The sequence below is a fragment of the Duganella sp. sic0402 genome (assembly GCF_019219065.1).
Classification (GTDB): Bacteria; Pseudomonadota; Gammaproteobacteria; order Burkholderiales; family Burkholderiaceae_D; genus Rugamonas.
The window spans coordinates 557,732-582,929 of record NZ_JAHUWK010000001.1; the positions used below are offsets into that span (position 1 = coordinate 557,732).

At 60.7% G+C, this 25,198-nt stretch carries 20 protein-coding genes and 1 pseudogene; 6 read left to right on the forward strand and 15 right to left on the reverse strand.

All coding sequences use genetic code 11. The annotated features are described in order from the left end of the window. The first annotated feature begins 221 nt into the window (after window positions 1-221). Window positions 222-1,223 (forward strand): TraB/GumN family protein, encoded by a 1,002-nt coding sequence (locus tag KW842_RS02410; RefSeq protein ID WP_218302479.1) that lies wholly within the window; start codon window positions 222-224, stop codon window positions 1,221-1,223. Here KW842_RS02410 and KW842_RS02415 read toward each other — a convergent pair. Beyond that, window positions 1,220-2,860, reverse strand: coding sequence for a response regulator (locus tag KW842_RS02415; RefSeq protein WP_218302480.1), 1,641 nt, complete (start codon window positions 2,858-2,860; stop codon window positions 1,220-1,222). The genes KW842_RS02410 and KW842_RS02415 overlap by 4 nt on opposite strands. A gap of 226 nt (window positions 2,861-3,086) precedes the next feature. On the opposite strand from KW842_RS02415, the gene purL reads away from it, so the two are divergent. Further along, the gene (gene purL, locus KW842_RS02420) at window positions 3,087-7,136 is read left to right on the forward strand and encodes a phosphoribosylformylglycinamidine synthase (protein WP_218302481.1); all 4,050 of its coding nucleotides are present in this window, start codon (window positions 3,087-3,089) and stop codon (window positions 7,134-7,136) included. Window position 7,137: 1 nt separating this feature from the next. On the opposite strand, the gene KW842_RS02425 is transcribed toward purL, so the two are convergent. From KW842_RS02425 to KW842_RS02455, 7 genes are all read right to left on the reverse strand, one after another. After that, window positions 7,138-7,815 (reverse strand): DNA alkylation repair protein, encoded by a 678-nt coding sequence (locus KW842_RS02425; RefSeq protein WP_218302482.1) that lies wholly within the window; start codon window positions 7,813-7,815, stop codon window positions 7,138-7,140. A 76-nt stretch (window positions 7,816-7,891) separates the two neighbouring features. Continuing rightward, the gene (locus KW842_RS02430) at window positions 7,892-8,668 is read right to left on the reverse strand and encodes a peptidylprolyl isomerase (RefSeq protein WP_218302483.1); all 777 of its coding nucleotides are present in this window, start codon (window positions 8,666-8,668) and stop codon (window positions 7,892-7,894) included. Between the two features lie 92 nt (window positions 8,669-8,760). Beyond that, a complete protein-coding gene (locus tag KW842_RS02435; RefSeq protein ID WP_218302484.1) occupies window positions 8,761-9,537 on the reverse strand; it encodes a peptidyl-prolyl cis-trans isomerase in 777 nt (258 codons plus the stop codon). Between the two features lie 92 nt (window positions 9,538-9,629). Continuing rightward, a complete protein-coding gene (locus KW842_RS02440; RefSeq protein WP_218302485.1) occupies window positions 9,630-9,911 on the reverse strand; it encodes a BolA family transcriptional regulator in 282 nt (93 codons plus the stop codon). Next, complete coding sequence (locus tag KW842_RS02445; RefSeq protein ID WP_218302486.1) at window positions 9,908-10,537, reverse strand: septation protein A; 630 nt, start codon at window positions 10,535-10,537, stop codon at window positions 9,908-9,910. The genes KW842_RS02440 and KW842_RS02445 overlap by 4 nt, the downstream gene beginning before the upstream one ends. A 23-nt stretch (window positions 10,538-10,560) precedes the next feature. After that, window positions 10,561-10,959, reverse strand: coding sequence for a peptide-methionine (R)-S-oxide reductase MsrB (msrB, locus tag KW842_RS02450; RefSeq protein WP_218302487.1), 399 nt, complete (start codon window positions 10,957-10,959; stop codon window positions 10,561-10,563). Window positions 10,960-10,973: 14 nt separating this feature from the next. Further along, complete coding sequence (locus KW842_RS02455; protein ID WP_229223443.1) at window positions 10,974-12,365, reverse strand: protein adenylyltransferase SelO; 1,392 nt, start codon at window positions 12,363-12,365, stop codon at window positions 10,974-10,976. A gap of 210 nt (window positions 12,366-12,575) precedes the next feature. On the opposite strand from KW842_RS02455, the gene KW842_RS02460 reads away from it, so the two are divergent. After that, entirely contained in the window at window positions 12,576-14,201 is a 1,626-nt protein-coding gene (locus KW842_RS02460; RefSeq protein ID WP_304514693.1) for a 3-(methylthio)propionyl-CoA ligase, read from the forward strand. A gap of 249 nt (window positions 14,202-14,450) precedes the next feature. Continuing rightward, window positions 14,451-16,067, forward strand: coding sequence for a methyl-accepting chemotaxis protein (locus tag KW842_RS27690; RefSeq protein WP_218302488.1), 1,617 nt, complete (start codon window positions 14,451-14,453; stop codon window positions 16,065-16,067). A 36-nt stretch (window positions 16,068-16,103) separates the two neighbouring features. Here KW842_RS27690 and KW842_RS02470 read toward each other — a convergent pair whose 3' ends face one another. Continuing rightward, a complete protein-coding gene (locus tag KW842_RS02470; RefSeq protein WP_218302489.1) occupies window positions 16,104-16,325 on the reverse strand; it encodes a DUF2798 domain-containing protein in 222 nt (73 codons plus the stop codon). 96 nt (window positions 16,326-16,421) lie between these two features. Here KW842_RS02470 and KW842_RS02475 point away from each other — a divergent pair, with 96 nt between their 5' ends. Beyond that, window positions 16,422-17,321: a LysR family transcriptional regulator gene (locus KW842_RS02475; protein ID WP_218302490.1), complete on the forward strand. Its 900-nt coding sequence runs from the start codon at window positions 16,422-16,424 to the stop codon at window positions 17,319-17,321. Here KW842_RS02475 and KW842_RS02480 read toward each other — a convergent pair. The 6 genes and pseudogenes from KW842_RS02480 to KW842_RS02500 all read right to left on the reverse strand — a co-directional run bounded on the left by KW842_RS02480 (window position 17,314) and on the right by KW842_RS02500 (window position 22,670). Beyond that, window positions 17,314-18,006 carry a DUF4197 domain-containing protein gene (locus KW842_RS02480; RefSeq protein ID WP_218302491.1) on the reverse strand — a complete coding sequence of 231 codons (693 nt, stop codon included), beginning with the start codon at window positions 18,004-18,006 and terminating at the stop codon, window positions 17,314-17,316. The two genes, KW842_RS02475 and KW842_RS02480, sit on opposite strands and share 8 nt — an antisense overlap. 51 nt (window positions 18,007-18,057) lie before the next feature. Continuing rightward, on the reverse strand, window positions 18,058-18,597 hold the full coding sequence (locus KW842_RS27825) for a chemotaxis protein CheW (protein ID WP_373925133.1): 540 nt from the start codon (window positions 18,595-18,597) through the stop codon (window positions 18,058-18,060). A gap of 48 nt (window positions 18,598-18,645) precedes the next feature. Continuing rightward, a pseudogene (locus KW842_RS27830) lies at window positions 18,646-19,575 on the reverse strand (chemotaxis protein CheW); the annotation flags it as partial. Further along, entirely contained in the window at window positions 19,568-20,143 is a 576-nt protein-coding gene (locus KW842_RS02490; RefSeq protein ID WP_229223444.1) for a chemotaxis protein CheD, read from the reverse strand. The gene KW842_RS02490 and the pseudogene KW842_RS27830, both read right to left, overlap by 8 nt. Window positions 20,144-20,154: 11 nt before the next feature. Beyond that, window positions 20,155-20,970: a protein-glutamate O-methyltransferase CheR gene (locus KW842_RS02495; protein ID WP_218302493.1), complete on the reverse strand. Its 816-nt coding sequence runs from the start codon at window positions 20,968-20,970 to the stop codon at window positions 20,155-20,157. A gap of 2 nt (window positions 20,971-20,972) precedes the next feature. Further along, window positions 20,973-22,670 (reverse strand): methyl-accepting chemotaxis protein, encoded by a 1,698-nt coding sequence (locus tag KW842_RS02500; protein WP_218302494.1) that lies wholly within the window; start codon window positions 22,668-22,670, stop codon window positions 20,973-20,975. 288 nt (window positions 22,671-22,958) lie between these two features. Between KW842_RS02500 and KW842_RS02505 the strand changes: the two genes are divergently transcribed. After that, window positions 22,959-25,040, forward strand: coding sequence for a 3-hydroxyacyl-CoA dehydrogenase NAD-binding domain-containing protein (locus tag KW842_RS02505; RefSeq protein ID WP_218302495.1), 2,082 nt, complete (start codon window positions 22,959-22,961; stop codon window positions 25,038-25,040). The last annotated feature ends 158 nt before the right edge of the window (window positions 25,041-25,198 follow it).

Consider the following 25,198-nt stretch of genomic DNA (forward strand, 5'->3'; position numbering starts at 1 on the left):
TTCGGGGCTTGTTCTGTGCTCGCTGGGCGACGTACAGTTGAATTTTAGACAGGTAACAGGAGGAAACAATGCGCACACTACTGAGGATGTTCCAATCCCCCAGCTCGCCGCGCGCCGCCATCCTGTCCGCCTTTCTGCTCTGCGGTTTGTATTTTGTTTCCTGGTATTTCATCAGCCACTGCTTAGCCAGTGGCGTAATCGCTTTCTGATCAAGGACCCCGATGCTCAAACGCCTGCTGCCCACGCTGCTCCTGCTGCTGCCCCTGACCGCCGCGATGGCGCAAGAGGAAACGCCACCCGCCGCCGAGGCGCCCGCCGAAGGGGAGTCGATTTTGCTGGTTGGCCAGCGTCCCGGTCCGGGCTTGTGGAAAGTCAGCAAGGGCGATCACGTTTTGTGGGTGTTCGGCACCTACTCGCCGCTGCCGGAAAAAATGGAGTGGCGCTCGCAGCAGGCAGAGGCCATCCTGGCGCAGTCCCAGGAGTATCTGGCGCCGCCGGGTGCGCGTTTCCACATCGGCTTCTTCAAAGGTTTGACCATGTTGCCGACACTGATAGGCCTGGAGAAAAATCCCGATGGCGCCACCTTGCAGGAGGTCTTGCCAGCCGATGTCTACGCCCGCTGGCAGCCGCTGAGGGAAAAATACCTGGCTAAGAATAGCGGCATCGAGCGCGAGCGGCCAATCTTTGCCGCGCAAAAATTGTATGAGGCCGGCTTGACGCAGGCTGGCCTGACGCGCGGCTCCGCGGTCAACAAGAAAATCGACGGCATCGTCAAACAGTACAAAATCAAGACCACGCATACCAGCATCGATCTGGATACCAGCAACGCCCGCGAGGCACTGGGCGATTTCAAGAAGTCGCAATTGGCCGATACCGTGTGCTTCACCAAAACGCTGGATCGCCTGGAGGCCGATCTTGACGCGATGCGGGTGCGCGCCAACGCCTGGGCCAAGGGCGATATCGAAGTGATCCAGAAACTCAGCTTCCCCGATAACAAAGCCGCTTGCGATGACGCCATGCTGAATGCGGAGTTCGTCAAGAAGCAGCCGGCATTACAGAATGTGAAGGAGCGGGTGCAAACGGCCTGGCTGAGCGCGGCCGAAAAAGCCCTGGATCGCAACACCACCAGCTTCGCTCTGCTCAACATGACCGACATTTTAGGCAGCAATAGCTATCTGAACGCGCTGAAAGCCAAGGGCTACGAAGTCGTCAGCCCGGATTAAGCGACTGCCGAAATACCGTACTTGCGCTGGGTGTGGTGATATTGCGCCGTCAGCACTTCCAGCGACGGATGCGCCGGGTCGAGGCGGCGCATGCGTTCCAGCAGGAAGTGGCATTGCTCGCCCAGCGGCGCTTCCCAGCCCAGGTCGTCCAGCTGCTTGAGGATGGCCGAGGCGGCGGCCGGCAGCAGCGACATATTGCCCGGCGCCTTGCGCAGTCCGGCATTCAGCGTATCCACCGCCGCACGCAGGTCGCCGTGTGCGCGCTGGTCGCTGGCGTGCGCCAGCAATTCGTCCACCTGGATCTTGATCTGCTCGCCCATGCCTTGCGCCAGGTCGTGCCGGCCAGCTTTTTCAAACACTTCCACTGCGTCGTCCATTGAGACGCCGCTTTCGGTATCGTTCATCAGGTTCAGCATCAGGTCGGATGCCTGCTGGTCCAGCTTGACGCTCAGACAGCTGTGCACCAGGCCGATTTTCAGACCGGTCGACAGGCCACGGCTGCCGGCCACCGCGTTCACCGCGTTGGTCAGCTCGCTGGCGGCGGCGCTCAGGTTGCCGGCCATTTCCTGCACCAGCCCGGCGGCGATGGCGCGGCACACGTCCAGATTCGGGCTGCTGCGCAAGGAGCGCTCCATGTCGCGGATTACGCCGCTGGCCTGGTTGGCGTCGCCTTTCTTGACCAGCGTTTTGACCAGCTTGACGTGGTCTTCCGGATCGCGGAACTCGGAATACTTGGCCTTGGCCACCACCTGCTTGAAGGCTTTCTCGGCCACGCCGACATCGCCGGTTTCAAACGCCACTTCGCCCAGGTGGCGTAGCCGGCGCACCATATGCGGCGAAATCTGCACCGCGTCTTCAAGGACTTTCTTGGCCGACTCCTGCTGGCCCAGCGCCTCGTGGGTGCGCGCCAGCAGGTCGTAGGCGGCCATGTAGCGCGGATTCTGCTCCAGCAGCAGTTGCAGGGTTTCCTGGGCTTCTGCGTATTTGTGCAGGCCGTAGCGGCAGCGTGCCAATCCGAGATGCGCCCAGGCGATGGGGCGGGTCATCAGTATCCACAGATAGGCCTGTTCCGCTTCGACCAGATCGGCGATGGAGAACAGCAGCTCGGCGCGCAGGCGGGCGAAATCGATGGCGTAGCGGGGATTTTTATCCTCGGCCGCCTTGCATTCTGCAATCGCCTTGCGGACATTGCCCATTTCGATGATCTGGTAAATCGGCAGGAACAGCGCGCGCCGGTCCACCGCGCGGTGGATGCGCTGGAGCAGGGCGTCGACAGTGAACGGTTTCAGCACATAATCGGTCGGCGTCAGCTCGGCCGCGCCAATCACCTTGCCGTACTCGCCTTCGGAGGTCAGCATGATGAAGATGGTCCACGCCGAAATCAGCTTGTGATGGCGCAGGTCTTCCAGCAGCTGCTGGCCATCCTGGCCGTTCGCCTCGCCGCTGCCATTGCCCAGGTCGTATTCACACAAAATGATGTCGAACGGCTTTTTCGCCAGCTGGCGTATCGCCGTGCCGGAACTGACCGCATACTCGACCTTGGTGATCGACGCCTGGCTCAGCATATTGTGCAGGTTGCCGCGCATGCCCGGATTCGGGTCGACGATCAGCACCGACAAATCGCTATATTCTGCCATTGTTCACCACGAAAGCTAAGATTTGCTCAGCATACTCCATGGCAAATCAAAATACCTGCTTTTCCGCTCAAAATGTTGCTTCCATGGCAGCTTTTGCTTGGTAGAGACACTATATAGCAACGCTGATAGCGGGTATAATGTCGGCAAAGGAAAATCTGCAAGACCAGTATCTCGTGCCTCATTCCCCTTTAAACCGCAGCCTAGCTGCATCAACTATCTTCCAACCATGCTGATTCTGCCGGGCTCTAACGCCCTGTCCGCATTCCGTAGCCAACGCCTGTTGAACCAATTGCAAGCGGTGCTGCCGTCCGTTGCCGCCGTCCAGGCGCGCTATGTCCACTTCATCGATGCCGGCGCGCCGCTGTCGGCCGATGACACCAAGAGCCTGCAAGGCCTGCTGACCTACGGCGAGCCGGCCCACGCCGACAACACCGACGGCGCGGTCGAGGAATTCTTCGTCATCCCGCGTTTCGGCACCATCTCGCCATGGGCCTCGAAGGCCACCGACATCGTCCACAACTGCGGCATGGTGCACATCAAGCGCGTCGAGCGCGGCGTGGCGTATCGCATCAACCTGAAGACCGGCATCCTGGGCAGCGCGATCGGCGCGCCGAAAAAGCTGAGCGACGACGAAGTGCAGGCGGTGATCGCGCTGCTGCACGACCGCATGACCGAATCGGTGCTGCGCTCGCCGGACGACGCGGCAGGCCTGTTCCGCGAACTGCAGGCGCGTCCGCTGGAAACCGTGGATGTGATCGGCAGCGGCAAGGCCGCGCTGGACAAGGCCAACGCCGACCTCGGCCTGGCCATGTCGGACGATGAAGTGGAATACCTGGACGCCGCCTTCACCAAGGCTGGCCGCAATCCGACCGACGTCGAACTGATGATGTTCGCGCAGGCGAACTCCGAGCACTGCCGCCACAAGATTTTCAACGCCGACTGGACCATCGACGGCGTCGCCCAGCCGAAATCGCTGTTCGGCATGATCAAGAACACTCACCAGCTGCAGCCCAAAGGCACTGTGGTCGCCTACAGCGACAACTCCTCGATCATGGAAGGCGCGGAAGTGATGCGCTTCTTCCCGCAGGACGGCAGCAACGAATACGCGCCGATGACCGAGCTGACGCACACGCTGATGAAGGTCGAAACGCACAATCACCCAACCGCGATCTCGCCATTCCCTGGCGCTTCGACCGGCGCCGGCGGCGAAATCCGCGACGAAGGCGCGACCGGCCGCGGCGCCAAGCCGAAGGCTGGCCTGTGCGGCTTTACCGTCTCCAACCTGCTGCTGCCAGGCGCCGTGCGCGCATGGGAAAGCGACGCCGTGGTGACCGCGCCAGTGGCGGATTACCGCGACAGCGGCCAGCCATACGGCAAGCCGGAGCGTATCGCCTCGCCGCTGCAAATCATGATCGACGGCCCGCTGGGCGGCGCCGCGTTCAGCAACGAGTTCGGCCGTCCGGTACTGGGCGGTTACTTCCGTACCTACGAACAGAACATCGGCAAGCAGTTCGCCGGCGCGCACGACACCGTGTTCGGCTACCACAAGCCGATCATGATTGCCGGCGGTATCGGCAATATCTCGTCGCAGCACACCCACAAGAACGATATCCCGGTTGGCAGCCTGCTGGTGCAGCTGGGTGGTCCTGGCATGCGCATCGGCATGGGCGGCTCGGCCGCATCGTCGATGGCGACCGGCACCAACACCGCCGATCTGGACTTTGACTCGGTCCAGCGCGGCAACCCGGAAATGGAACGCCGCGCCCAGGAAGTCATCAACGCCTGCTGGCAGCTGGGACCGAAGAATCCGATCATCTCGATCCACGACGTGGGCGCCGGCGGCCTGTCGAACGCCTTCCCGGAAATCACCAACGACGCCAAGCGCGGCGCGATCTTCGACCTGCGCAAGATTCCGCTGGAAGAGAGTGGCATGGCGCCGAAAGAAATCTGGTCCAACGAGTCGCAAGAGCGCTATGTGCTGGCGATTTCGCCGGCTGACCTGCCGCTGTTCCAGTCGATTTGCGAGCGCGAGCGCAGCCTGTTCGCCGTGGTCGGCACCGCCACCGAAGAGCGTCAGCTGAAGCTGATTGACCCGGAGCTGGGCAACGAGCCAGTCGATATGCCGATGGATGTATTGCTGGGCAAACCGCCAAAAATGCAGCGCGACGTACACCACGTACAGAACGATTTCCCGGCCATCGACCTGACCGGCATGGACCTGGAAGAAGCCGCCAAGCGCGTGCTGCTGCTGCCGACCGTCGGCGACAAGTCCTTCCTGATCACCATCGGCGACCGTACCGTGGGCGGCATGTCCGTGCGCGACCAGATGGTTGGTCCTTGGCAGGTGCCAGTCGGTGACTGCGCCGTCACCGCGATGAGCTTTGAAGGCTATCAGGGCGAAGCGATGGCGATGGGCGAGCGTACCCCGCTGGCCGTCATCAACGCCGCTGCGTCGGGCCGCATGGCCGTGGCGGAAGCGGTGCTGAACATCGCCGCCGCGCCGATCCGCTCGATCGAAGACATCAAGCTGTCGGCCAACTGGATGGCGGCCTGTGGCCAGCCTGGCCAGGACGCCGCGCTGTACGACACCGTCAAGGCAGTCGGCATGGAGCTGTGCCCGGCGCTGGGTATCTCTATCCCGGTCGGCAAGGATTCGCTGTCGATGCGCACCACATGGAAAGAGGGCGATGAGGCCAAGGCCGTGCTGTCGCCAGTGTCGCTGATCGTGTCTTCGTTCGCACCGGTGTACGATGTGCGCAAATCGCTGACGCCGCAACTGCGCACCGATGTCGGCGACACCTCGGTCATCCTGATCGACCTGGGCCGCGGCAAGAACCGTCTGGGCGCCTCGGCACTGGCGCAAGTCATGGGCCAGCTCGGCAACTCGGTGCCGGATGTCGATAATCCGGAAGATATCAAAGCCTTCTTCGCCGCCATCCAGCAACTGAACGCCGACGGCAAGCTGCTGGCCTACCACGACCGTTCGGACGGCGGCCTGTACGGCACGCTGACCGAAATGGCCTTCGCCGGCCGCACCGGCCTGTCGATCAACCTCGACATCCTGACCCTGGAAGCGGGCCACGGCGCCGACCAGGGTGACGCCAAGAACTGGGCCACGCAGATTGCCGAACGCCGCAACGAGCAAACGCTGAGCGCGCTGTTCTCGGAAGAACTGGGCGCCGTGATCCAGGTGCGCGCCGAAGAGAAATCGGTGGTCATGGACGTGCTGCGCTCGTTCAACCTGGGCGCTTGCAGCCACATCATCGGCAAGACCAACGACCGTGGCGTGATCGAATTCACCCGCGACGCCAAAGTCATCTACAACCAGCCGCGCGCCGAACTGCACCGCCTGTGGAGCGAAACCAGCTGGCGCATCGCCCGCCTGCGTGACAATCCTGCTTGTGCCGATGCTGAATATGACCGCCTGCTGGACGAACAAGATCCTGGCATCACGCCTAAGGTCACCTTCGACCTGACAGAGAACGTCGCCGCGCCATTTTTGGCCACCGGCGTGCGTCCGCGCGTGGCCATCCTGCGTGAGCAGGGCGTGAACTCGCACATCGAGACGGCGTACGTTATGCACCAGGCCGGCTTTGCCGCAGTCGACGTGCATATGAGCGACCTGATCTCGGGCCGCACCAAGCTGGACGACTTCCAGGGCGTGATCGCCGTGGGTGGTTTCTCGTACGGCGACGTGCTGGGCGCCGGCGAGGGCTGGGCTAAGACCATTCTGTTCAACAGCGCGCTGTCCGACCAGTTCGCCAAGTTCTTTGCCCGCAAAGACACCTTCGGCCTGGGCGTCTGCAATGGCTGCCAGATGATGAGCAACCTGAAGCCGCTGATTCCTGGCGCGCAGGCCTGGCCGAAGTTCACCACCAACAAGTCGGAGAAATTCGAAGCCCGCTTCGCCATGGTGGAAGTGCTGGATTCGCCGTCGATCTTCTTCAGCGGCATGGCCGGCACCCAGACGCCGATCGCCATCGCCCACGGCGAAGGCTACGCGGACTTCTCGCAGACCGGCAATATCGGCGAGGCCATCCACGCGATGCGTTTCGTTGACAACCGTGGCGCAGCCACCGAAGCCTACCCATACAACCCGAACGGCTCGCCGCAAGGCCTGACCTCGGTGACCACGCCGGATGGCCGCTTCACCGTGATGATGCCGCACGCCGAACGCGTGTTCCGTACTGTCCAGCATTCGTGGGCGCCGGAAGCGTGGGGCGAGGAATCGCCATGGATGCGCATGTTCCGTAACGCGCGTAAATTCGTGGGTTGATTTATCCGAGGTGTTTATTTGCCTCACGGAAGGAGAGCGGCGCAAGCCGCTCTTTTTCTTTGTGGGTAAATAATCGGACTGTCTCTGGCGCATGCCGGGCATAATCCCTTAAGGCCCAGCCGATGGCTTTTTGAATAAAGAATTCTTTTTCGTGCGCAAGTGTCAGGCAGTCATTAAACAAGCGCTGCTCGTCGGTTTGATCGCGCCAGCCCAATTGATGTAATAGCGCGATGCGGCGTATCCACATATTATTATCGTGCAGCGCCTGGTCCATATAATCGTGCTGATGGCGTAATATGTCGCCAATAATGCCCGCCATTGCGTCGACTGTATCCCACCATGGTTTATCGGCCACCAGCGTAAATAATTCTGGAATATCGGCTGATGTTAATTCCTTCCAGTGTATCGCCAGCATGTCCAGTGCCACGTACTGATATTCGCGCTGCGGCTGCAACCACAGTGCACCGGCATGCGCTAGCAGTGCTGAAGCGCCAGCGCCTTTCAAGCCGCTCAGCAGCGGTTTGCCGGCTGCGCGGCGCTGCGGCGTGCCGACGCCGAGGACGTCGAATTGGTCGCGCATGTAGGCGCGCATGGCTGGTGCGCGGTGCGGATCCGCGGCAGAGGTAAGGGCGCTGCTTAGCCCTGGCAGGAAGGCAGGATGTATGCTGGCTGTTGGCATGATTGTGCTGGTTTCTGGCAGGTGACGGACGTAAAAAAAGCGCCTGCATGCAGGCGCTTTTATGAGCTCATCCAGCTTACTGGATCTTGGCTTTTTTCAGCAGCTCTTCGCGGTAGGCGGCGATTTTGCGCTGTTGCAGGGCTTCGGCGACCTGGCCTTTGACTTCAGCCAGCGGCGGCAGCTGGGTTGGGCGCGATTCTTCCAGTTTGATGACGTGGAAACCGAATTCGGTTTTCACTGGGGTCTGGGTGATTTCACCGTTTTTCAGTGCGATCATGGCGTCGGCAAATGGTTTAACCAGTTTGCCTGGAGTCATCCAGCCCAGATCGCCGCCATTATTGGCGGAACCGTCTTTCGATACTTTGGCCAGCTCTTCGAATTTACCGCCGGCTTTGAGCTTCGCGATAATATCTTTGGCTTCCTGTTCGGTGGCAACCAGAATATGACGCGAGTGATATTCGGTTGGGCCGACAGCAGCTTTATACTTGTCGTATTCAGCCTGGATTTCAGCATCTTTTACCGGGTTTTTCTTGACGTAATCCGCCAGCATCGCATTGATGGTAATGCTTTGACGGGCGTTATCAATCGCTGCGGTGACTTCCGGCTTTTTACCGTAGCCTTGTTTATCGGCTTCTTGCAGCATGACTTCGCGGCTGATCAGCTCTTTCTTGACCATGTCGCGCAGCTGCGGCGAATCTGGTTGCTGGCCCTGGGCGACAACTTGTTTGACCATTTGATCAACCTTGGCGGCTGGAATCGCTTTGCCGTTCACGGTGGCGGCGTTCTGCGCAAAAGCTGGTGCTGCCACGACAGCGATCAGGGCTAACATCAGACGGGCTGGCTTCAACATCATTATTTAAATCCTTAAAAAATTACACTCTGAAGGTGCATCATACCAACGCAGAATCAAAAACGGCGCCCCGCAGGGCGCCGCCTTTCATAACATTACTGCACTTTTGCTTTCTTTACCAGTTCTTCCTGATAAGCTTGTACTTTCTTCTGTACCAGCGCTTCAGCAACTTGCGGCTTCACTTCTTCCAGGGTAGGCAGTTTGGCCTGACGGATATCGTCCACTTTGATCACGTGGAAGCCGTTCGGGGTCTGCACTGGCTTCTCGGTGACCTGGCCTTTTTGCAGGGCCACGAATGCTTGCGAGAACACTGGTGGGAAGGACGAAGGCGAAGCCCAGTCCAGATCGCCGCCGTTGGCTGCCGAGCCGGTGTCTTTCGACTGCTTGGCCAGGTCTTCAAACTTGGCGCCGCCCTTGATCTTGGCGATCACGTCGTTGGCTTCCGCTTCGGTGCCCAGCAGGATGTGGCGAACGTGGTATTCCTTGTCGCCAGCCTGAGCGACGAATTTGTCGTATTCAGCCTTGATGTCGGCGTCCGACACTGGGTTTTTCTTGACGTACTCTGCCAGCAGGGCGTTGACCATGATGGCTTGGCGGGCGTTTTCGATCGCAGCCTTGACGTCGGCGTTCTTGGCGTAACCTTGCTTGTCGGCTTCCTGCACCAGCACTTCGCGGCTGATCAGGTCCTTCTTGATCAGTTCACGCAGTTGCGGCGAGTCAGGTTGCTGGCCTTGGGCCACAACTTGCTTAACGACGGCCTCTACGCGCGAGGTTGGGATCGCCTTGCCATTAACAACGGCAACGTTTTGCGCAAAAGCTGGTACAGCGACAACGAGAAGTGCAATCAGCAACTTGGCTGGCTTGAAAGTCATTATTAATTCCTGTAAGGGGAAAGTTTTAGCGAATTTAACTTGGACGGCTATGTCTTCATTATTTTTAAAAGCCGATAAAGGCGACGCCGGCATCAAGCTTCCGACGGAGCCAATGCCGTAATGGCCAATGCATGAATTTCTTTATGCATCATATCGTGCACAGAATCATACACGAGTCGATGTCGCGTGACGAGTTTAAGGCCCTCGAATTGTAACGAAACAATTCTGACGTTGTAGTGCCCGCCGCCAGAGGCCGCGCCGGCGTGCCCGGCGTGGGATGCGGAATCGTCTTCCAGCACCAGTTCAACGGGCGCCAGCTTGGCTTCCAGGGCGGCGCGGATGCGGGCCAGCCGGGTATCTTGAATCTGGTTCATGCCTGGTCCTTCATATGGCGCGACAAATACACGGTCTGGCCGATAATAAATACAAACATGATGCCGGTCACGCCAAAGGTTTTGAAATTGACCCAGGCGTCGGTATCGCCTTTAAACAGCACAAAGGCCAGATACCAGTTCAGCGCGCCCATGATGGCAAAGAAAATCACCCATGCCATATTCAGCCGCGACCAGATCTGGTCCGGCAATTGGATAATTTCCTGCATCGACTGGCGCATCAGGTTCTTCTTGAACAGCCAATCACTGACCAGCAGGCCGACCGCGAACGCCCAGTACAAAATACTCAGCTTCCACTTGATGAACACTTCGTCATGCAGGTAAATGGTCAGGCCGCCGAAGACGGTGAACAGTACCAGCGTCACCCACAGGGTGCCGGTGACTTTCTGCTTGCGCAGCTTCAGCCAGCCGATCTGGCCGACCGTGGCCAGGATGCCGATCACCGTGGCCAGCACGATCGGCGATTGGTCGGCGGTAACCGAACCGCCGGACACCACGCCGCTCATATAAGTGTTGATGAAGTGCTGGGCAGCTTCTTCATTGCCGCCGGCAATTTTATAGGCGACGAAGAAGCAAATGACGGGGAGCCAATCGAACAGGAATTTCATGATCTCTTTATTAGTATGGTGGGTCAGTCTTCAGGATCGAAGCGCAGCGACGCCGAGTTAATGCAATAGCGCAAACCGGTTGGCGGCGGACCATCCGGGAATACATGTCCCAGGTGCGCGTCGCACACACCGCAAATGGTTTCGGTGCGCAGCATACCATGGGAGCGGTCGACTTTTTCCACCACATTGGCCGGATCGATCGGTTCAAAGTAGCTCGGCCAGCCGCAGCCGGAATCAAACTTGGTGTCGGAACGGAACAGCGGCGTGTTGCAGCACACGCAGGTGTAGATCCCGTGCTCATGATGATCCCAGAACTTGCCGGTAAAGGCGCGTTCGGTGGCGGCGTGGCGCGTAACCTGATATTCCATCGGATCGAGTTCGGCGCGCCATTCGGCGTCGGTTTTGACAACTTTATTGCTCATGGCTTATTTCTCGCTTAAGAAGAACAGCTGACCTCTAAATGGCTTGCCCAGTCCGGCGGCAAGGCGGCGTAGTGTTCGTGCTCGGGCTGTTCGTCATAGGGGCGCTGCAAGACCTTCAGCAGACGCTCCACTTCGGAAAAGTCCTTATTTTGCGCCTTTTCAATGGCCACTTGAGCCAGATAGTTTCGCAGCACGTATTTGGGGTTGGTTTGATTCATCGCAAGCGTGCGCGCCGCGTCGTCGCTGGCCTCGGCGCGCAAGCGGGCGCGGTAGCGTTCGGCCCAGGCGTCGAAGGCCGCACGCTCGATGAACAGGTCGCGCAGCGGCGCGTCGCCACTGGCGTCGGCGGCGCGCATGCCGCTCAGGCGGCGGAAGAATAGCGTGAAATCAACACCCGGCAGGATGCTGAACAGCTCGTCCACCAGTGCGCGGTCCTCCTCGGCGTGCTGGTCCAGCATGCTCAGGCCCAGCTTGGCGTGCAGCAGCGTGTCGATGCTGGCGGCGAAGGCCGGCTGGTAGACATCCAGCGCCGCCTGGGTGGCCTCGACTTCGCCGATCAGCGGCAGCAGCGCCTGCGCCAGCGCATAGCAGTTCCAGTGGCCGACCTGCGGCTGGTTGGCGTAGGAGTAGCGGCCTTGCTGGTCGGTGTGGTTGCAGATGTGGTTGGCGTCGAAGGCTTCCATGAAGCCATAGGGGCCGTAATCCAGCGTCAGGCCGAGGATGGACATATTGTCGGTGTTCATCACGCCATGCATGAAGCCGACAGCCTGCCAGTGCGCGATCATGTGCGCGGTGCGGCGCGTGACTTCCTCCAGCAGCGCTGCGTAGGGATTGTTTGCCTCGCGCAGCGCCGGGTAAAAGCGGTCGATGACGTAATCGGCCAGGATCTTGAGCTCATCGTTGCGTTTGCGGTTGTACCAATGCTCGAACGAGCCGAAGCGCACGAAGCTGGGCGCCATGCGCACCACCACCGCCGAGGTTTCGACGCTTTCGCGCATCACGCCCTGGTCCGAGCCGGCCACCGCCAGCGCGCGCGAGGTGGGGATGCCCAGCGCGTGCATGGCTTCCGAGCACAGGAATTCGCGGATCGACGAGCGCAGCACGGCGCGCCCGTCGCCCATGCGCGAGTAGGGCGTCAGGCCGGCGCCTTTCCATTGCAGCTCCATCGGTCCTTCGGCCGTGGCGACGTCGCCAAACAGGATGGCGCGGCCGTCGCCCAGCTGGCCCGCCCACACGCCGAACTGGTGGCCGGAATACACGGCGGCCAGCGGCTGCGCGCGCTCCGGCACGGCATTGCCGATCAGGATGTCAAGGCTGGCGGCAAGGTCTTCCGGCGTCAGCCCTATCATCTGCGCGGCCGGTTCGCTGACGCCCACCAGGTAAGGCGAGGGCAGCGGGGTTGGCATCAAACGGGTGTAGAAAGCAGGTGGCAGGGACGCGAAAGAATTGTTCAGCGGCAGTTTGGCGGCAGTGATGATGTACTCCAGAGTGTCTTAGGCTAGGATTTTACCGCAGCGGGCGGATGTGGCAGTGCAGCATAAAAAACCGTTGACGCTGCGCGCGCCGAGCCGCCACACTCGGGCCACAATACCAGCGCACACGGAGACCGCATGTTGATGGGCCAGATGATGGATCAGCCTTTGCTGATTTCAACGATACTCGACTTTGCCGCCCGCCATTACGCGCGCAGCGAGATCGTCTCGCAGCGCGTCGAAGGCGATGTGCACCGCTACACCTTCCACGATTGCCGGCGCCGCGCCATGCAGCTGGCGCAAGCCTTGCAGGCGCTGGGCGTCAGCGCCGGCGAGCGGGTCGGTACGCTGGCGTGGAACGGTTACCGCCATCTGGAGGCATATTACGCCGTCTCCGGCAGTGGGGCCGTCCTGCACACCATCAATCCACGCCTGCATCCGGAACAGCTGGCCTACATCTGCAACCACGCGGAAGACCAGTACCTGCTGTTTGATTTCTGCTTCCTGCCGCTGATCGAAGCGATCGCGCCGCACTGTAGGACGGTCAAGGGCTGGATACTGCTGGGCGGCCCAGAGCGCATGCCTGCGGCCACCACCATTCCTCATCTGCTGTGCTACGAAGACTTGCTGGACGCCCAATCCGGCGACTACGTCTGGCCGGTGTTCGACGAGAACGCCGCCGCCACGCTGTGCTACACCTCGGGCACCACCGGCAATCCGAAAGGCGTGCTGTACTCGCACCGCTCGACCGTGCTGCATGCTTATGCGTCGGCCTTGCCGAACGTGCTGAATGTGTCGTCGCGCGATGCGGTGATGCCGGTGGTGCCGATGTTCCACGTCAATGCCTGGGGCTTGCCGTATTCGGTGCCACTGAGCGGCGCCAAGATGGTGTTTCCCGGCCCGGCGCTGGACGGCAAGTCGGTCTACGAGCTGATGGAAAAAGAGCGGGTGACCTTCTCGGCCGGCGTGCCGACTGTCTGGCTGGGGCTGATTAATTACTGCGTGCAAAACCAGCTGAAGTTCACCAGCTTCCGCCGCACGGTGATTGGCGGTTCCGCCTGTCCGCCGGCGATGATGAACACCTTGATCGACGACTTCGGCGTCGAAGTCATCCATGGCTGGGGCATGACCGAGATGTCACCGCTGGGCACCACCGGTGGCTTGCTTAGCAAGCACTTGGCCCTGCCCAAGGCCGAACAGCGCAAGATCCTGCAGAAGCAGGGCCACGCCATCTATGGCGTCGACATGAAGATCGTCGATGAACTGGGCAAAGAACTGCCGTGGGATGGGGCGAGCTCGGGCAGCCTGCTGGTCAAAGGCCCGTGGATTGCCGCCAGCTATTTCAAGGGCGAGGGCGGCGATGTGCTGGAGGATGGCTGGTTCCCGACCGGTGATGTGGCTAGCATCGATCCGGATGGCTTCATGCAGATCACCGACCGCGCCAAGGATGTCATCAAGTCCGGCGGCGAATGGATAGGAACGATTGACCTGGAGAATATCGCCATGGCGCACCCGGCGGTAATGCAGGCAGCCTGCATCGGCGTGTCCCATCCGAAATGGGATGAGCGGCCGCTGCTGGTGGTGGTGCGCAAGCCGGGCCAGGACCTTAGCCGTGAACAGCTGCTGGCGCATTTCGATGGCAAGGTCGCCAAATGGTGGCTGCCTGACGACGTGGTCTTTGCCGACGCCTTGCCGGTGGGCGGCACTGGCAAAGTACAGAAGAACAAATTGCGCGAGCAATATCGCGACTATCAGCTGCCTAGCGCCTGATTTCCCTCTCTCTAAAGCAAGAGTCCGGCCACGCGCGGGGCCTTTTTGTTGCCGCTCGGCATGAAACTGGATTCATTTCACAAATAAACTGTTTGACTGCTAACGACTTCGCCGCTACATTATTGCCCTACGGCACTTTTAAGGCCACTCCGGCCAACCCAGGCGCGCACCCCGGTTAGCATCACCAGTCCCGGCGATAGATAGCTATTCGACACGCTCCCGGTTTATCCTATAGAACGAGAAAACGATATGTTTAATAGCATAACTATACGTACGCGCCTGATCGCCACCATGGGCGTGCTGGGCATTGTGATGCTGGCCCTTGGTGGCCTCAGCATTTTCGGCCTGAATACCGTCAACTTTGCATTGAAGGACGTGTATTCCAACCAGATGGCGTCCACGGTCGCGCTGGGCAACGCCAAGAACTTCCTCAACCGCGCGCGTTTCGTGATCGACCGTGGCGTGTTCCATCCGGAAGCGGCAGACCTGGAGAAAACCCTGGGCCGCGCCGAAGGCTTCTTGCAGGACGGTGAGAAAGCCTGGAAAGCTTATCTGGCGCTGCCGCTGACTGGCGAGGAGAAGACTCTGGCTGCCGATCTGGACGCCAAACGCACTGTCTACCTGGCTGAACTGCGTGGCCTGATGGCGGCGCTGCGCGTGCATGACGAAGCCAAGATCGAAGAAATGTCGATGAAAACGCTGTCGGCGCAGTTCGGCATCTTTGACGCCGCGTCGAACAAGCTGGAGCAATACCAGCTGACCACCGCCAAGGATCACTACGACGAGAGCCAATCATTCTTCACCAGCTTCACCACCGGTTTCACCATCGCGCTGGCGCTGAGCGCAGTGCTGATTATTTACTCGGCAATGCGCCTGCTGGCCGCTATCCTGCGTCCACTGGAGCACGCGCTGGGCCACTTCGACCAGATCGCCACCGGCAACCTGGCCAACCAGATCCACATCCAGCGCGACGATGAAATGGGCTTGCTGATGAAGGGCCTGATCAAGATGCAAGACCAGATGTCGAACACCGTCAGCAGCATCCGCACCGGCAGCAGCGCAATCGCCACCGCCAGCGCGGAAATTGCTTCCGGCAATCTGGACCTGTCGCGCCGTACCGAGAACCAGGCGGCTGCGCTGGAAGAAACCGCGTCGTCGCTCGAAGAACTGACCTCGACCGTGCGCCAGAACGCCGACAACGCCCGCCAGGCCAACCAGCTGGCGCTCAGCGCGCAGGACGTGGCAGGCAAGGGCGGCATGCTGGTGTCGCAAGTGGTGGACACCATGGGCAACATCAACACGTCGTCGCGCAAGATTGCCGACATTATCGGCGTGATCGATGGCATCGCCTTCCAGACCAACATCCTGGCGCTGAATGCGGCCGTGGAAGCGGCGCGCGCCGGTGAGCAAGGCCGCGGCTTTGCCGTGGTGGCGACCGAAGTGCGCAACCTGGCGCAACGCTCGGCGGCTGCCGCCAAAGAGATCAAGGAACTGATCACCGAATCGGTGGAGCAGGTGGACGCCGGCAATCAGCTGGTCGACAAGGCCGGCGCGACGATGGGTGAAATCGTCAACAGCGTCGAGCGCGTCACCAGCATCATGACCGAAATCATGGTGGCCGGCGAAGAGCAAAGCGAAGGCATCAACCAGATCAACCAGGCCATTGTGTCGATGGACGAAGTGACGCAGCAGAACGCCGCGCTGGTGGAAGAGGCGGCTGCTGCCGCCAACGCCATGCAGGAACAGGCCGCGCAGCTGGAAGAAATGGTCAGCACCTTCAAGCTGGACAGCAGCAGCGCCGCTAACCCTCACCGCCTGGGCAACCGCGCGGCGCCACGCCGGCCGGCACTGGCGCTCGGCCAGTAAGCTAACAGGGCGCTGCGGCGCCCTTTTTTTTCGTTTTCAAGAAACCATGCGGCTGGCCAGGCGATGCACCATCGGCCCGCACAGCATGACGATGGTGAAGGCGGCGGGCCAGGCGGCCATGAAGGCGGTCTTCCAGTGCGACATGAAACCGGCGCTCAGGCCGAGGTTCAGCCAGGTCACCCATCCGCTCATCAGTGACGACATCAGCAGCGACATCAACAAGGCGAACATGGCGCGCATACGCAGGGCTGGATTCATTGCATTTCTCCGGTAGTGGTAAAACCGACAGCGTAGAGACTTGCATCAATCTATACTAGAGCCATATTTTTAATTTCAAATTCCAAATATGACATCATGCTCGATGATTTAGCCCTGTTTGTATCGATTGTGGAGGCGGGTAGCCTGAACGCCGCAGCCGCCAGGGAAGCGCTGCCGCCTGCCACCGTGACGCGCCGGCTGCAAAAGCTGGAGAGCGAGCTGGGCTACCGGCTGCTGAACCGCAGCGCGCGCCGCATGCAGCCGACGGCGGAGGGTATGCAGTATTACGAACAATGCCGTCCGCTGGTGCATGCGCTGCGCCAGGCGACGCAGCGGCTGGACGCCAGCCTGTCTGCGGTGTCGGGCAATATCCGCGTGCTGGCCCCGGTCAACTTTGCCAGCGGCTTGCTGACGCCGGCATGGACCAGCTTCATGCTCAAATACCCGGAGATCAATCTGGAACTGGAATGCTCAAACCGCTTGCAGGATCTGGTCGGCAGCGGCGCCGATCTGGCGATCCGCGTCGGCACGCTGGGCGATTCGACCTTGATGCAGCGCCGCCTCGGCAGCGCCGGCCTGGTGATGGTGGCCGCGCCATCCTATCTGGCGCGCGCCGGCACGCCGCAGGCGCCGGCGCAGCTGGAGCAGCACGAGCTGATCGTGGCCGAGCCGCTGCGCACCTGGCGTTTGCGCCAGCCCGGCAGCGGCGTGGAGATCGCGTTGCAGCCGCAAGCCCGCTTCCGCGTCAATGAAATGCGGCTGGCGGTGGAAATGGCGGCGGCTGGCATCGGCGTGCTGCTATGCCCCTTGCTGCAATCGCGCGACCTGCTGGACCAGGGCAAGCTGGTGCGCGTGCTGACCGATTGGATGCCGGAACCGCGCCATGTCTACGCGGTGTGGCCGCAGCGCCGCTACCTGCCGGCGCGGGTGCGGGTGCTGCTGGAGCATCTGGCGGAGTTCGCGGCCAGCACGCCGTCCTTGCAGGAATTTACTTGAGCGCGCCGAACACTTTGCCGATCAGCTTGCTGCCGGTGCCGATCGGATCGGCGCGGATGGCTTTTTCCTCTTCGGCGATCATGGTGTACAGGCCGTCCAGCGCGCGCTGGGTGACATAGCCTTCGACGGTGGCCTGATCCTTGGCCAGCACGCCCAGCTTGGGCGCCAGGCTCATGGCGGTGTTGTACTTGCTTGCCAGGCCGGATTGATCGGTGACTTTCTTCACCACCGGCTGGAATTGCACGGCCAGCTTGTCCTGGGTCTTGGCGCGGAAGAAGTCGGTCACCGAGGTATCGCCGCCGGCCAGGATGTTTTTGGCGTCGCTGATGGTCATCGATTTGACCGCGTCCAGCAGCAGCGGCTTGGCCATGGGCACGGCGGATTCGGCGGCATGGTTCATCTGCACCACCAGCTCATCCAGTTGCTTGGCCTTGCCGGTCATTTTCAGCAGCGGCCGCGCCTGCTCCAGAATTTTCGGCAGCGGGATGCGCACTTTGGGATTATTCAGGAAACCGCCGTCGGCGCCGAGCTTGGCGACTGCAGCGTTGGAGCCGGTTTCCAGCGCCGCCTTCAGGCCGCCGGAAGCGTCGGTGTTGCTCAGGTCCGCCAGCGAGATGGCGTAGGCGCTGGCCGCCAGCAGGCTCAGCAGCAGCAGCAGGGTGAGGGAACGGCGGGATATCGGCATGGCGGACAGTGCTCCAGTATGGTCAATGGCGCTACTGTACCGCAGCCCCGTTCACGCCGCCAGCGCGGGCATTTCGCCGGCCAGCCGTTCCAGCAGCCGGTCGCACTGGAACACGCTCAGGGTTTTGCGAGTCTCGCCTTCGCCGATATCGATTACCTCATCCATTTCGCTGCGCGGGTCGCCTTGCGCATTCTGATTGCGCATCATCTTCGGCGCCCCGTAGCGTTTGCTGTCCTCGACGGTCATGATGTTTTCCACCGCATCCACCATCAGGCCGTAGCACTCGCCATCGCGCACCACCACCAGGATTTTCGACTGGGAGCTGTCTTCCAGCGGCGGCATCCGGTACAGGCCGCGCAGGTCGATGACACTGATCATCTGCTGGCGCAGGTTCAGCATGCCGAGCATGAAGGCGGGCAGGCCGGGCGGGCGGGTGATCTCGCCGGCGCTGACATCGATAATCTCGCGCACCTGGCGGATCTCCACCGCGTAGCTGTTCTCCAGTGTGAAGCTGATGTAGACCTGGCGCTGGATGCGCCGCGCCTCGCGCCGCTCATGGCTGGCGATCAGTTCCGCATCCTTCGGATACAGATTGGCGTGGCCGGTACGCATCTCCTTGATTTCATTGCTGGAGAAAATCTGCTGATGGTCGAGGAAGAAAATATCGCCCAGCTGCGGCTTCGACAGGCAACCGCCAAACATCCCGGCACGCGCCTTGCTCAGCATGGGAATCGGCATCACTTCTTCGCTGTAGAAATTGACGATGTTATCGACCGAATCGACCAGGAAGCCGATGGTCGCGTCATCGATGCGCGCCACGATCACACGCTGGTCGGGGCTTTGCGTGCGCTCCACGGCGGCGCCGGCATTCAGCAGCGTGGCGAAATCGACCACCGCCACCGGACTGCCACGAAAATTGATGCGCCCCAGGCATAGCGCACTGTTCAGCACCGAAGGCTGCAATTCCGGCACGCGGATAATCTCCTGAATCGCGCTCATCTCGAACGCAAACGATGATATGCCGACGCAGAAACTCACGCATTGGCGGCGCTCGCCATGATGGCGGCGGGTCTGCTTGTCGGTGCATTGCAGCGCCAGCACTTGCGGCACGTTTTCAATGCGCACCAGCGCATCGGGATCGAGCACCTGCACCAGCCGCGCCCCTTGCTCCAGCAGAATGGTGCCGGCCACCACGCCGCGTTTTTCCCCATCGGTGTAAGCCAGCTTGCTGCGCTGTTCGGGACGGACGCGCAGGATTTCGCCGGTGGCGTCAAACAGGATGCCGACCAGCACGCCTTGATAATCGAGGATAGCGATCTTGTCGGTGGGCAGCGCCGCGCGCGCTTCGGGACTGAACACCCGGCCCAGGTTAACCACCGGGATCACGCTGCCGCGCAAGGTGAACACGCCCTCCAGAAACTTCGGCGACAGCGGCAACGCCGACACCTTGTCCGGATAGTTGACCACTTCGCGGAAGCAGCTGGCGGGCAGGGCGAACTCATCGTCCCCCAGCACGAAGGAGCCAAACAGCTCGGTGCAGGAAACGGCGGCGGCGTCAGCTTCAGGCATGGATGGTCCTTGCGTGGTTGGTGGCGGTGGCGACGATTTCCTGTACCGAGTAGGTGCAAGTGGCGCAATCGATGGTCAGCGTGCGGCCGCACTTGCCGCCGACGCGGCAATAGACGACGTTCAGGCCAAATTTGCGCAGGTGCTTGCGCGCCGCCTCGGCATTCTGCTGGCCGATCTGCAAGCGGCTGGAGCAGCTGTTGAGCATGGTCGCGCCGCCAGCCAGCACCACTTCGATGTCGGCACAGTCGTCCGGCGTGGCGCCGATCAGGCGCAGCAGCGAAGGCACGGCCTGGTTGACGTAGCGGGCGCCGAATTCGTCGCTCATCTGCGCGCACTCGGGCAGCAGGCAGTGCGCCATGGCGCAGCGGCCGCGCTTCTTCCAGATCAGGCCGATGCCGACGCAGGAACCCAGCAGCGCCTGTAATTGATCGGTGCGGCCCCCCGCCTTGAGCTGGCCCATGGCAACTTGCAGCGGGGCGCGCGGACCGTTGCCTTGCGCCCATGGCATGGGTGCGGCGCTGCCGCCGGGTAAGGGCTGCGCCAGAGGGAAATTGAATATCGCTTGCATGGTAGACCGCCTTATTCCATTCGGTAAATCATAGGCCGGTCGAACTGGTAGGCGGTATTGAGGCCAGAGATCGATTCGGATTCCCCCACGATCATGATGGCGTGGGGCGCCATGCTCGGGCGGGCTTGGTTCAGTATCAACTGCTGCTGCTCCTGATCGAAATAGATCAGCACATTGCGCAGGAATACCAGATCAAACTGCCTGGCTGGCCGTAACGGAGTCAGCAAATTATGTTGGGCTAACTCCACGTTTTTCTTTAGTGCATCCACCACCCGCAGGCCGCTGGCACTGGGGCGGAAGTACTTCTTGACCCAGTCCGGATGCGTGGACTGGATGCGTTCCACCGAGCGGCCGGTGTACTGCCCGTCGCGCGCCAGCGCCAGGATCTGCTGCGAAATATCGGTCGCATGGATCTGGTAGCCGAAGCCCGGATTGGCCGCCGCAAACTCTTCGCACAGCATGGCCATCGAATACAGCTCCTCGCCGCTGGAGGCCGCCGCCGACCACACTTTCAGTTTTTTGCCTTGATGCGCCTGCCACCACTGCGGCAGGAATTCCTTCTCGACGTAATCCCACACCTGCGGGGTGCGGAAGAACAGCGTGTCATTGGTAGTCACCAGGTCGATAAAATGCGGTATCTCGGCCCGGTCCTGCTCCACCTTGTCCAGATAAGCCTGGTAGCTGCCCAGCTTCAGCGCCTGCACGCGCGGGCGCAGACGACGTTCCAGCAGCACGCTCTTGCGCTCCGTCATCGCGATGCCGGTATGCTTGCGCACCAGCGCGATCAGCGCGGACAGCGTCGCCGGAGAAAATCCGCCGGCGTCCATGACTACACCGTGAAGCCGGAGACCGTCTTATTCAGGTCGCCAGCACGCTGGTTCAAACCTTCGGTCGAGCGGGCGATGCTGTCGCACGCAGCGGCCGACTTTTCGGCTTCCTCGGCGATGTACTGCACGGCGGTGCTGACTTCGCGCGCCGTCAGCAGTTGCTCGTTGGTCGCCTTGGAAATATCGGAAATCGCCTCGGTGGTGCGCACCACGCCGGCCAGAATCTTGTCGAAGGCATCGCTGGCCTGGCGCGAAATCTCGCTGCCGGCGGATACGCGCTTGACCGACTCGTTGATCAGCTTGGAAATCTCCTTGGTGGCCTGCGACGAGCGCTCGGCCAGCTTGCGCACCTCATCCGCCACCACCGAGAAGCCCAGGCCGTGCTCGCCGGCGCGCGCTGCTTCGATGGCCGCATTGAAGGCCAGCATATTGGTCTGGTTGGCGATGTCGCTGATGACCTTGACGATTTCGCCGATGTCTTCCGACGAGCGGTTGATCAGGTCCATCGCTTCGATCGATTTGGCCACCGCCTTGGCGCCGACTTCCGCCTCGTGCTGGGTCGATTTGGCCATTGAATCGGCATCCGAGGTATTACCGGCGATGATGTTGATCGAGCTGGTCAGGCCGTCGATGGAGGCGTTCATTTCCTCCACGGTGGCGCCCAAGGCCTGGGTGCCCACTGCCACGCCATTGCTGCGCTCGGCGATGGTGGTGGCGGCATCCGCCAGGCCGCTGGCGGACATCACCACGTCGCTGATCACTTTGCGCAGGTCGGCAATCATCTTGCTGATGCCTTCGGCTAATTGATCCAGCGGTTCGTTGCCGTCGACGATGACCTTGCTGGTCAGGTCGCCGTTGGCAGCATGCTCCACCGAGTCCAGCAGGCGGGCGATTTTTTCGCCGTCCGCCTTGGCCTTGGCCGCAACCGATTCCTCCAGCTGCACCTGGGCGGTAATATCGCTTGCATATTTGACTATTTTATATGGTTTGCCATTTAAATCGAGAATCGGATTATAAGTGGCTTGTATCCATATCGTTTTCTTATTATTTCCCAAACGCTTATAACGGCCACTGTCGAATTCGCCACGATTTAATTTTTGCCAGAAACGTTTATACTCGGCACTAGCAGCATAATCGGCATCGCAAAAAATCCGGTGATGCTCGCCTTTAATATCATCAAGGTAATACCCCATGACATCAAGGAAGTTTTCATTGGCGGTCAGGACATGGCCCTGCATGTCGAACTCGATCACCGCCTGGGCCTTGCCGATGGCGCTGACCTTGCCTTCGTACTCGGCATTGCGCATGCGATTCTCAGTGATGTCGGTGGCGAACTTGATGACCTTGTACGGCCTGCCGTCGGCATCCATGATCGGGTTGTACGAGGCGTTGATCCAGATTTCACGGCTGCCCTTGGCCAGGCGCTTATATTCGCCCTGGTCGAACTCGCCGGCCGCGAGGTGGGTCCAGAACTGCTTGTAGGCGGGCGAGGAGGCAAATTCCGGTTCGCAGAACATGGCGTGATGACGGCCTTGCACCTCGTCCAGCGTGTAGCCGACGGCGCGCAGGAAGTTGTCGTTGGCGTGCAAAATCTTACCTTCCAGGTCAAACTCGATCACCGCCTGTACGCGGTTCAACGCCGCGTGGATGGCTTGCAGTTCTATATCTTGTGTTTGTATTACCTGGCTTGGGGCATTCATTAGAGTTTCCCTGTCAAATATAGTTGGATATTCAATTGATATTCGTGGATTGGGAATATGCGTTGCTTTCGATTATTTCCGGTATTCAAAGTCAAAGCAAGCTGAGCAATAAAGAATTCTTCCTTTAGTGTACTCTGCAAGCGACACCGTCATCGTAGTTTCACGCCATTGCAAAGCGCCGCGTCCTGATTCAAAAGTTTGGCATCCTCAGAAAAAAATAACACGATCGTTCTATTTGTGAGGTATAGTGAGTGAGCCTGGCATTCCAACCAAAAATAAGGAAGAGACATGACTGCTGAATATCAAGTGCACGGCTCGGTAGCCGTCGTTACGCTGAACAATCCGCCGGTCAACGGCATGGGCCTGGAGACGCGCACCGCCGCGGTCGCCGGCATCCAGCGCGCGCTGGCCGATGACGCGGTCAAGGCCATCGTCATCACCGGTGCCGGCAAGGCGTTCTCGGGCGGCGCCGACATCAAGGAATTCAATACGCCGAAAGCGCTGGCCGAGCCCAGCCTGCACACCTTCATCGCCACCGCCGAGAGCTCGACCAAGCCGGTAGTGGCCGCCATCCACACGGTGTGCATGGGCGGCGGGCTGGAGCTGTCGCTGGGCTGCCACTACCGCGTGGCGATGCCGGGCGCACAGATCGCGCTGCCGGAAGTGAAGCTGGGCCTGCTGCCAGGCGCCGGCGGCACGCAGCGCCTGCCGCGCGTACTGGGGCTGGAGCCGGCGCTGAACATGATCGTGTCCGGCAATCCGGTGGCCTCGGAAAAACTGCCAGCACTGTTTGACGAAATCTTCCCGGCCGATGCCGACCTGCTGACCTCGGCAGTGGCCTTCGCCGAGAAAATCGCCGATGCGCGTCCGCTGCCGAAAGTGCGCGACCGCAAGGTCGACTACCCGAACCACGAAGCTTTCCTGCAATTCTCGCGCAACACCGTCAAGGCCATGGCCGGCCCGTTCCCGGCGCCGCTGGAGTGCGTGGAAACCGTGGCCGCGTCGGTCACGATGAAATTTGACGACGGCATGAAATTCGAACGCGAGCGTTTCCTGCACCTGATCCAGACCACCGAATCGAAAGCGTTGCGCCACGCCTTCTTTGCTGAGCGCGTCGCCAGCAAAGTGCCCGATGTGCCGGCTGATACGCCGGTGCGCACGATCAAGTCGGCCGCCATCATTGGCGCCGGCACCATGGGCGGCGGCATTGCCATGAACTTCCTTAACGCCGGCATCCCGGTCAAGCTGCTGGAAACCAGACAGGAAGCGCTGGACAAAGGCATTGCCACCATCCGCAAGAACTACGAAAACACCCTGAAAAAAGGCAAGCTGACGCAGGAGAAACTGGACCAGCGCATGGGCCTGCTGAGCAGCACGCTGTCCTACGACGACATCGGCCAGGCCGACATCGTGGTGGAAGCGGTGTTCGAGGAACTGGGCGTCAAGGAAGCCGTGTTCCGCAAGCTCGATGAGGTGATGAAACCGGGCGCCATCCTGGCCACCAACACCTCGACGCTGGACGTGGATAAAATCGCCGCCTTCACCAAGCGCCCGCAGGACGTGATCGGCACGCACTTCTTCTCGCCGGCCAATGTCATGAAACTGCTGGAGATCGTGCGCGGCAAGCAAACCGCCAAGGAGGTGCTGGCGACCGCGCTGGCGCTGTCGAAAAAGCTGAAGAAGACCGGGGTGGTGTCGGGTGTGTGCGACGGCTTTATCGGCAACCGCATGATCGAACAATACAGCCGCCAGGCGGGCTTCCTGCTGGAAGAGGGCGCCTTGCCGGAACAGGTCGACAAGGCGGCCGAAAAATTTGGCTTCGCGATGGGACCGTTCCGCATGGGCGACCTGGCTGGCAATGACATCGGCTGGGCGATCCGCAAGCGCCGCTATGTCGAGAAACCGGACATCAGCTACTCGAAAACCGCCGACCTGCTGTGCGAAATGGGCCGCTACGGCCAGAAAACCGGCGCCGGCTGGTACGACTACAAGGCCGGCGACCGCAAGGCCTATCCGAACCAGGACGTGAATGCGATGATCGTCAAGCACTCGGCGGATCTGGGCATTACGCGCCGTAAAATCAGCGATGAAGAGATAGTCGAACGGCTGGTGTATGCGCTGGTCAACGAAGGCGCGCTGATCCTGGAAGAGGGCATTGCGCTGCGCGCGTCGGACATCGACATGGTCTACCTGACCGGCTACGGCTTCCCGCTGTACCGCGGCGGCCCGATGTTCTACGCCGACACGGTCGGCCTGCCGAATGTGCTGGCGGCGATCAACAAATACGCTCGCGGCCACCAGGGCGGGGCCTGGAAACCCGCGCCGCTGCTGCAACGCCTGGCGGCGGAAGGCAAGACCTTCAACGGCTAAGCATCGCAGTTGGTGTCACAAAATGCTCACATGCCAAAAAGAAATGTTACTGGCCTGTGAGCATTTTTATAAAAACTCCGCTATAATTTTCAGCAACAGCAGCATCCTTCCTTCGACGCCCTAAAAAACGGTTCGGAGATGAATTCCGGCATCCTGAT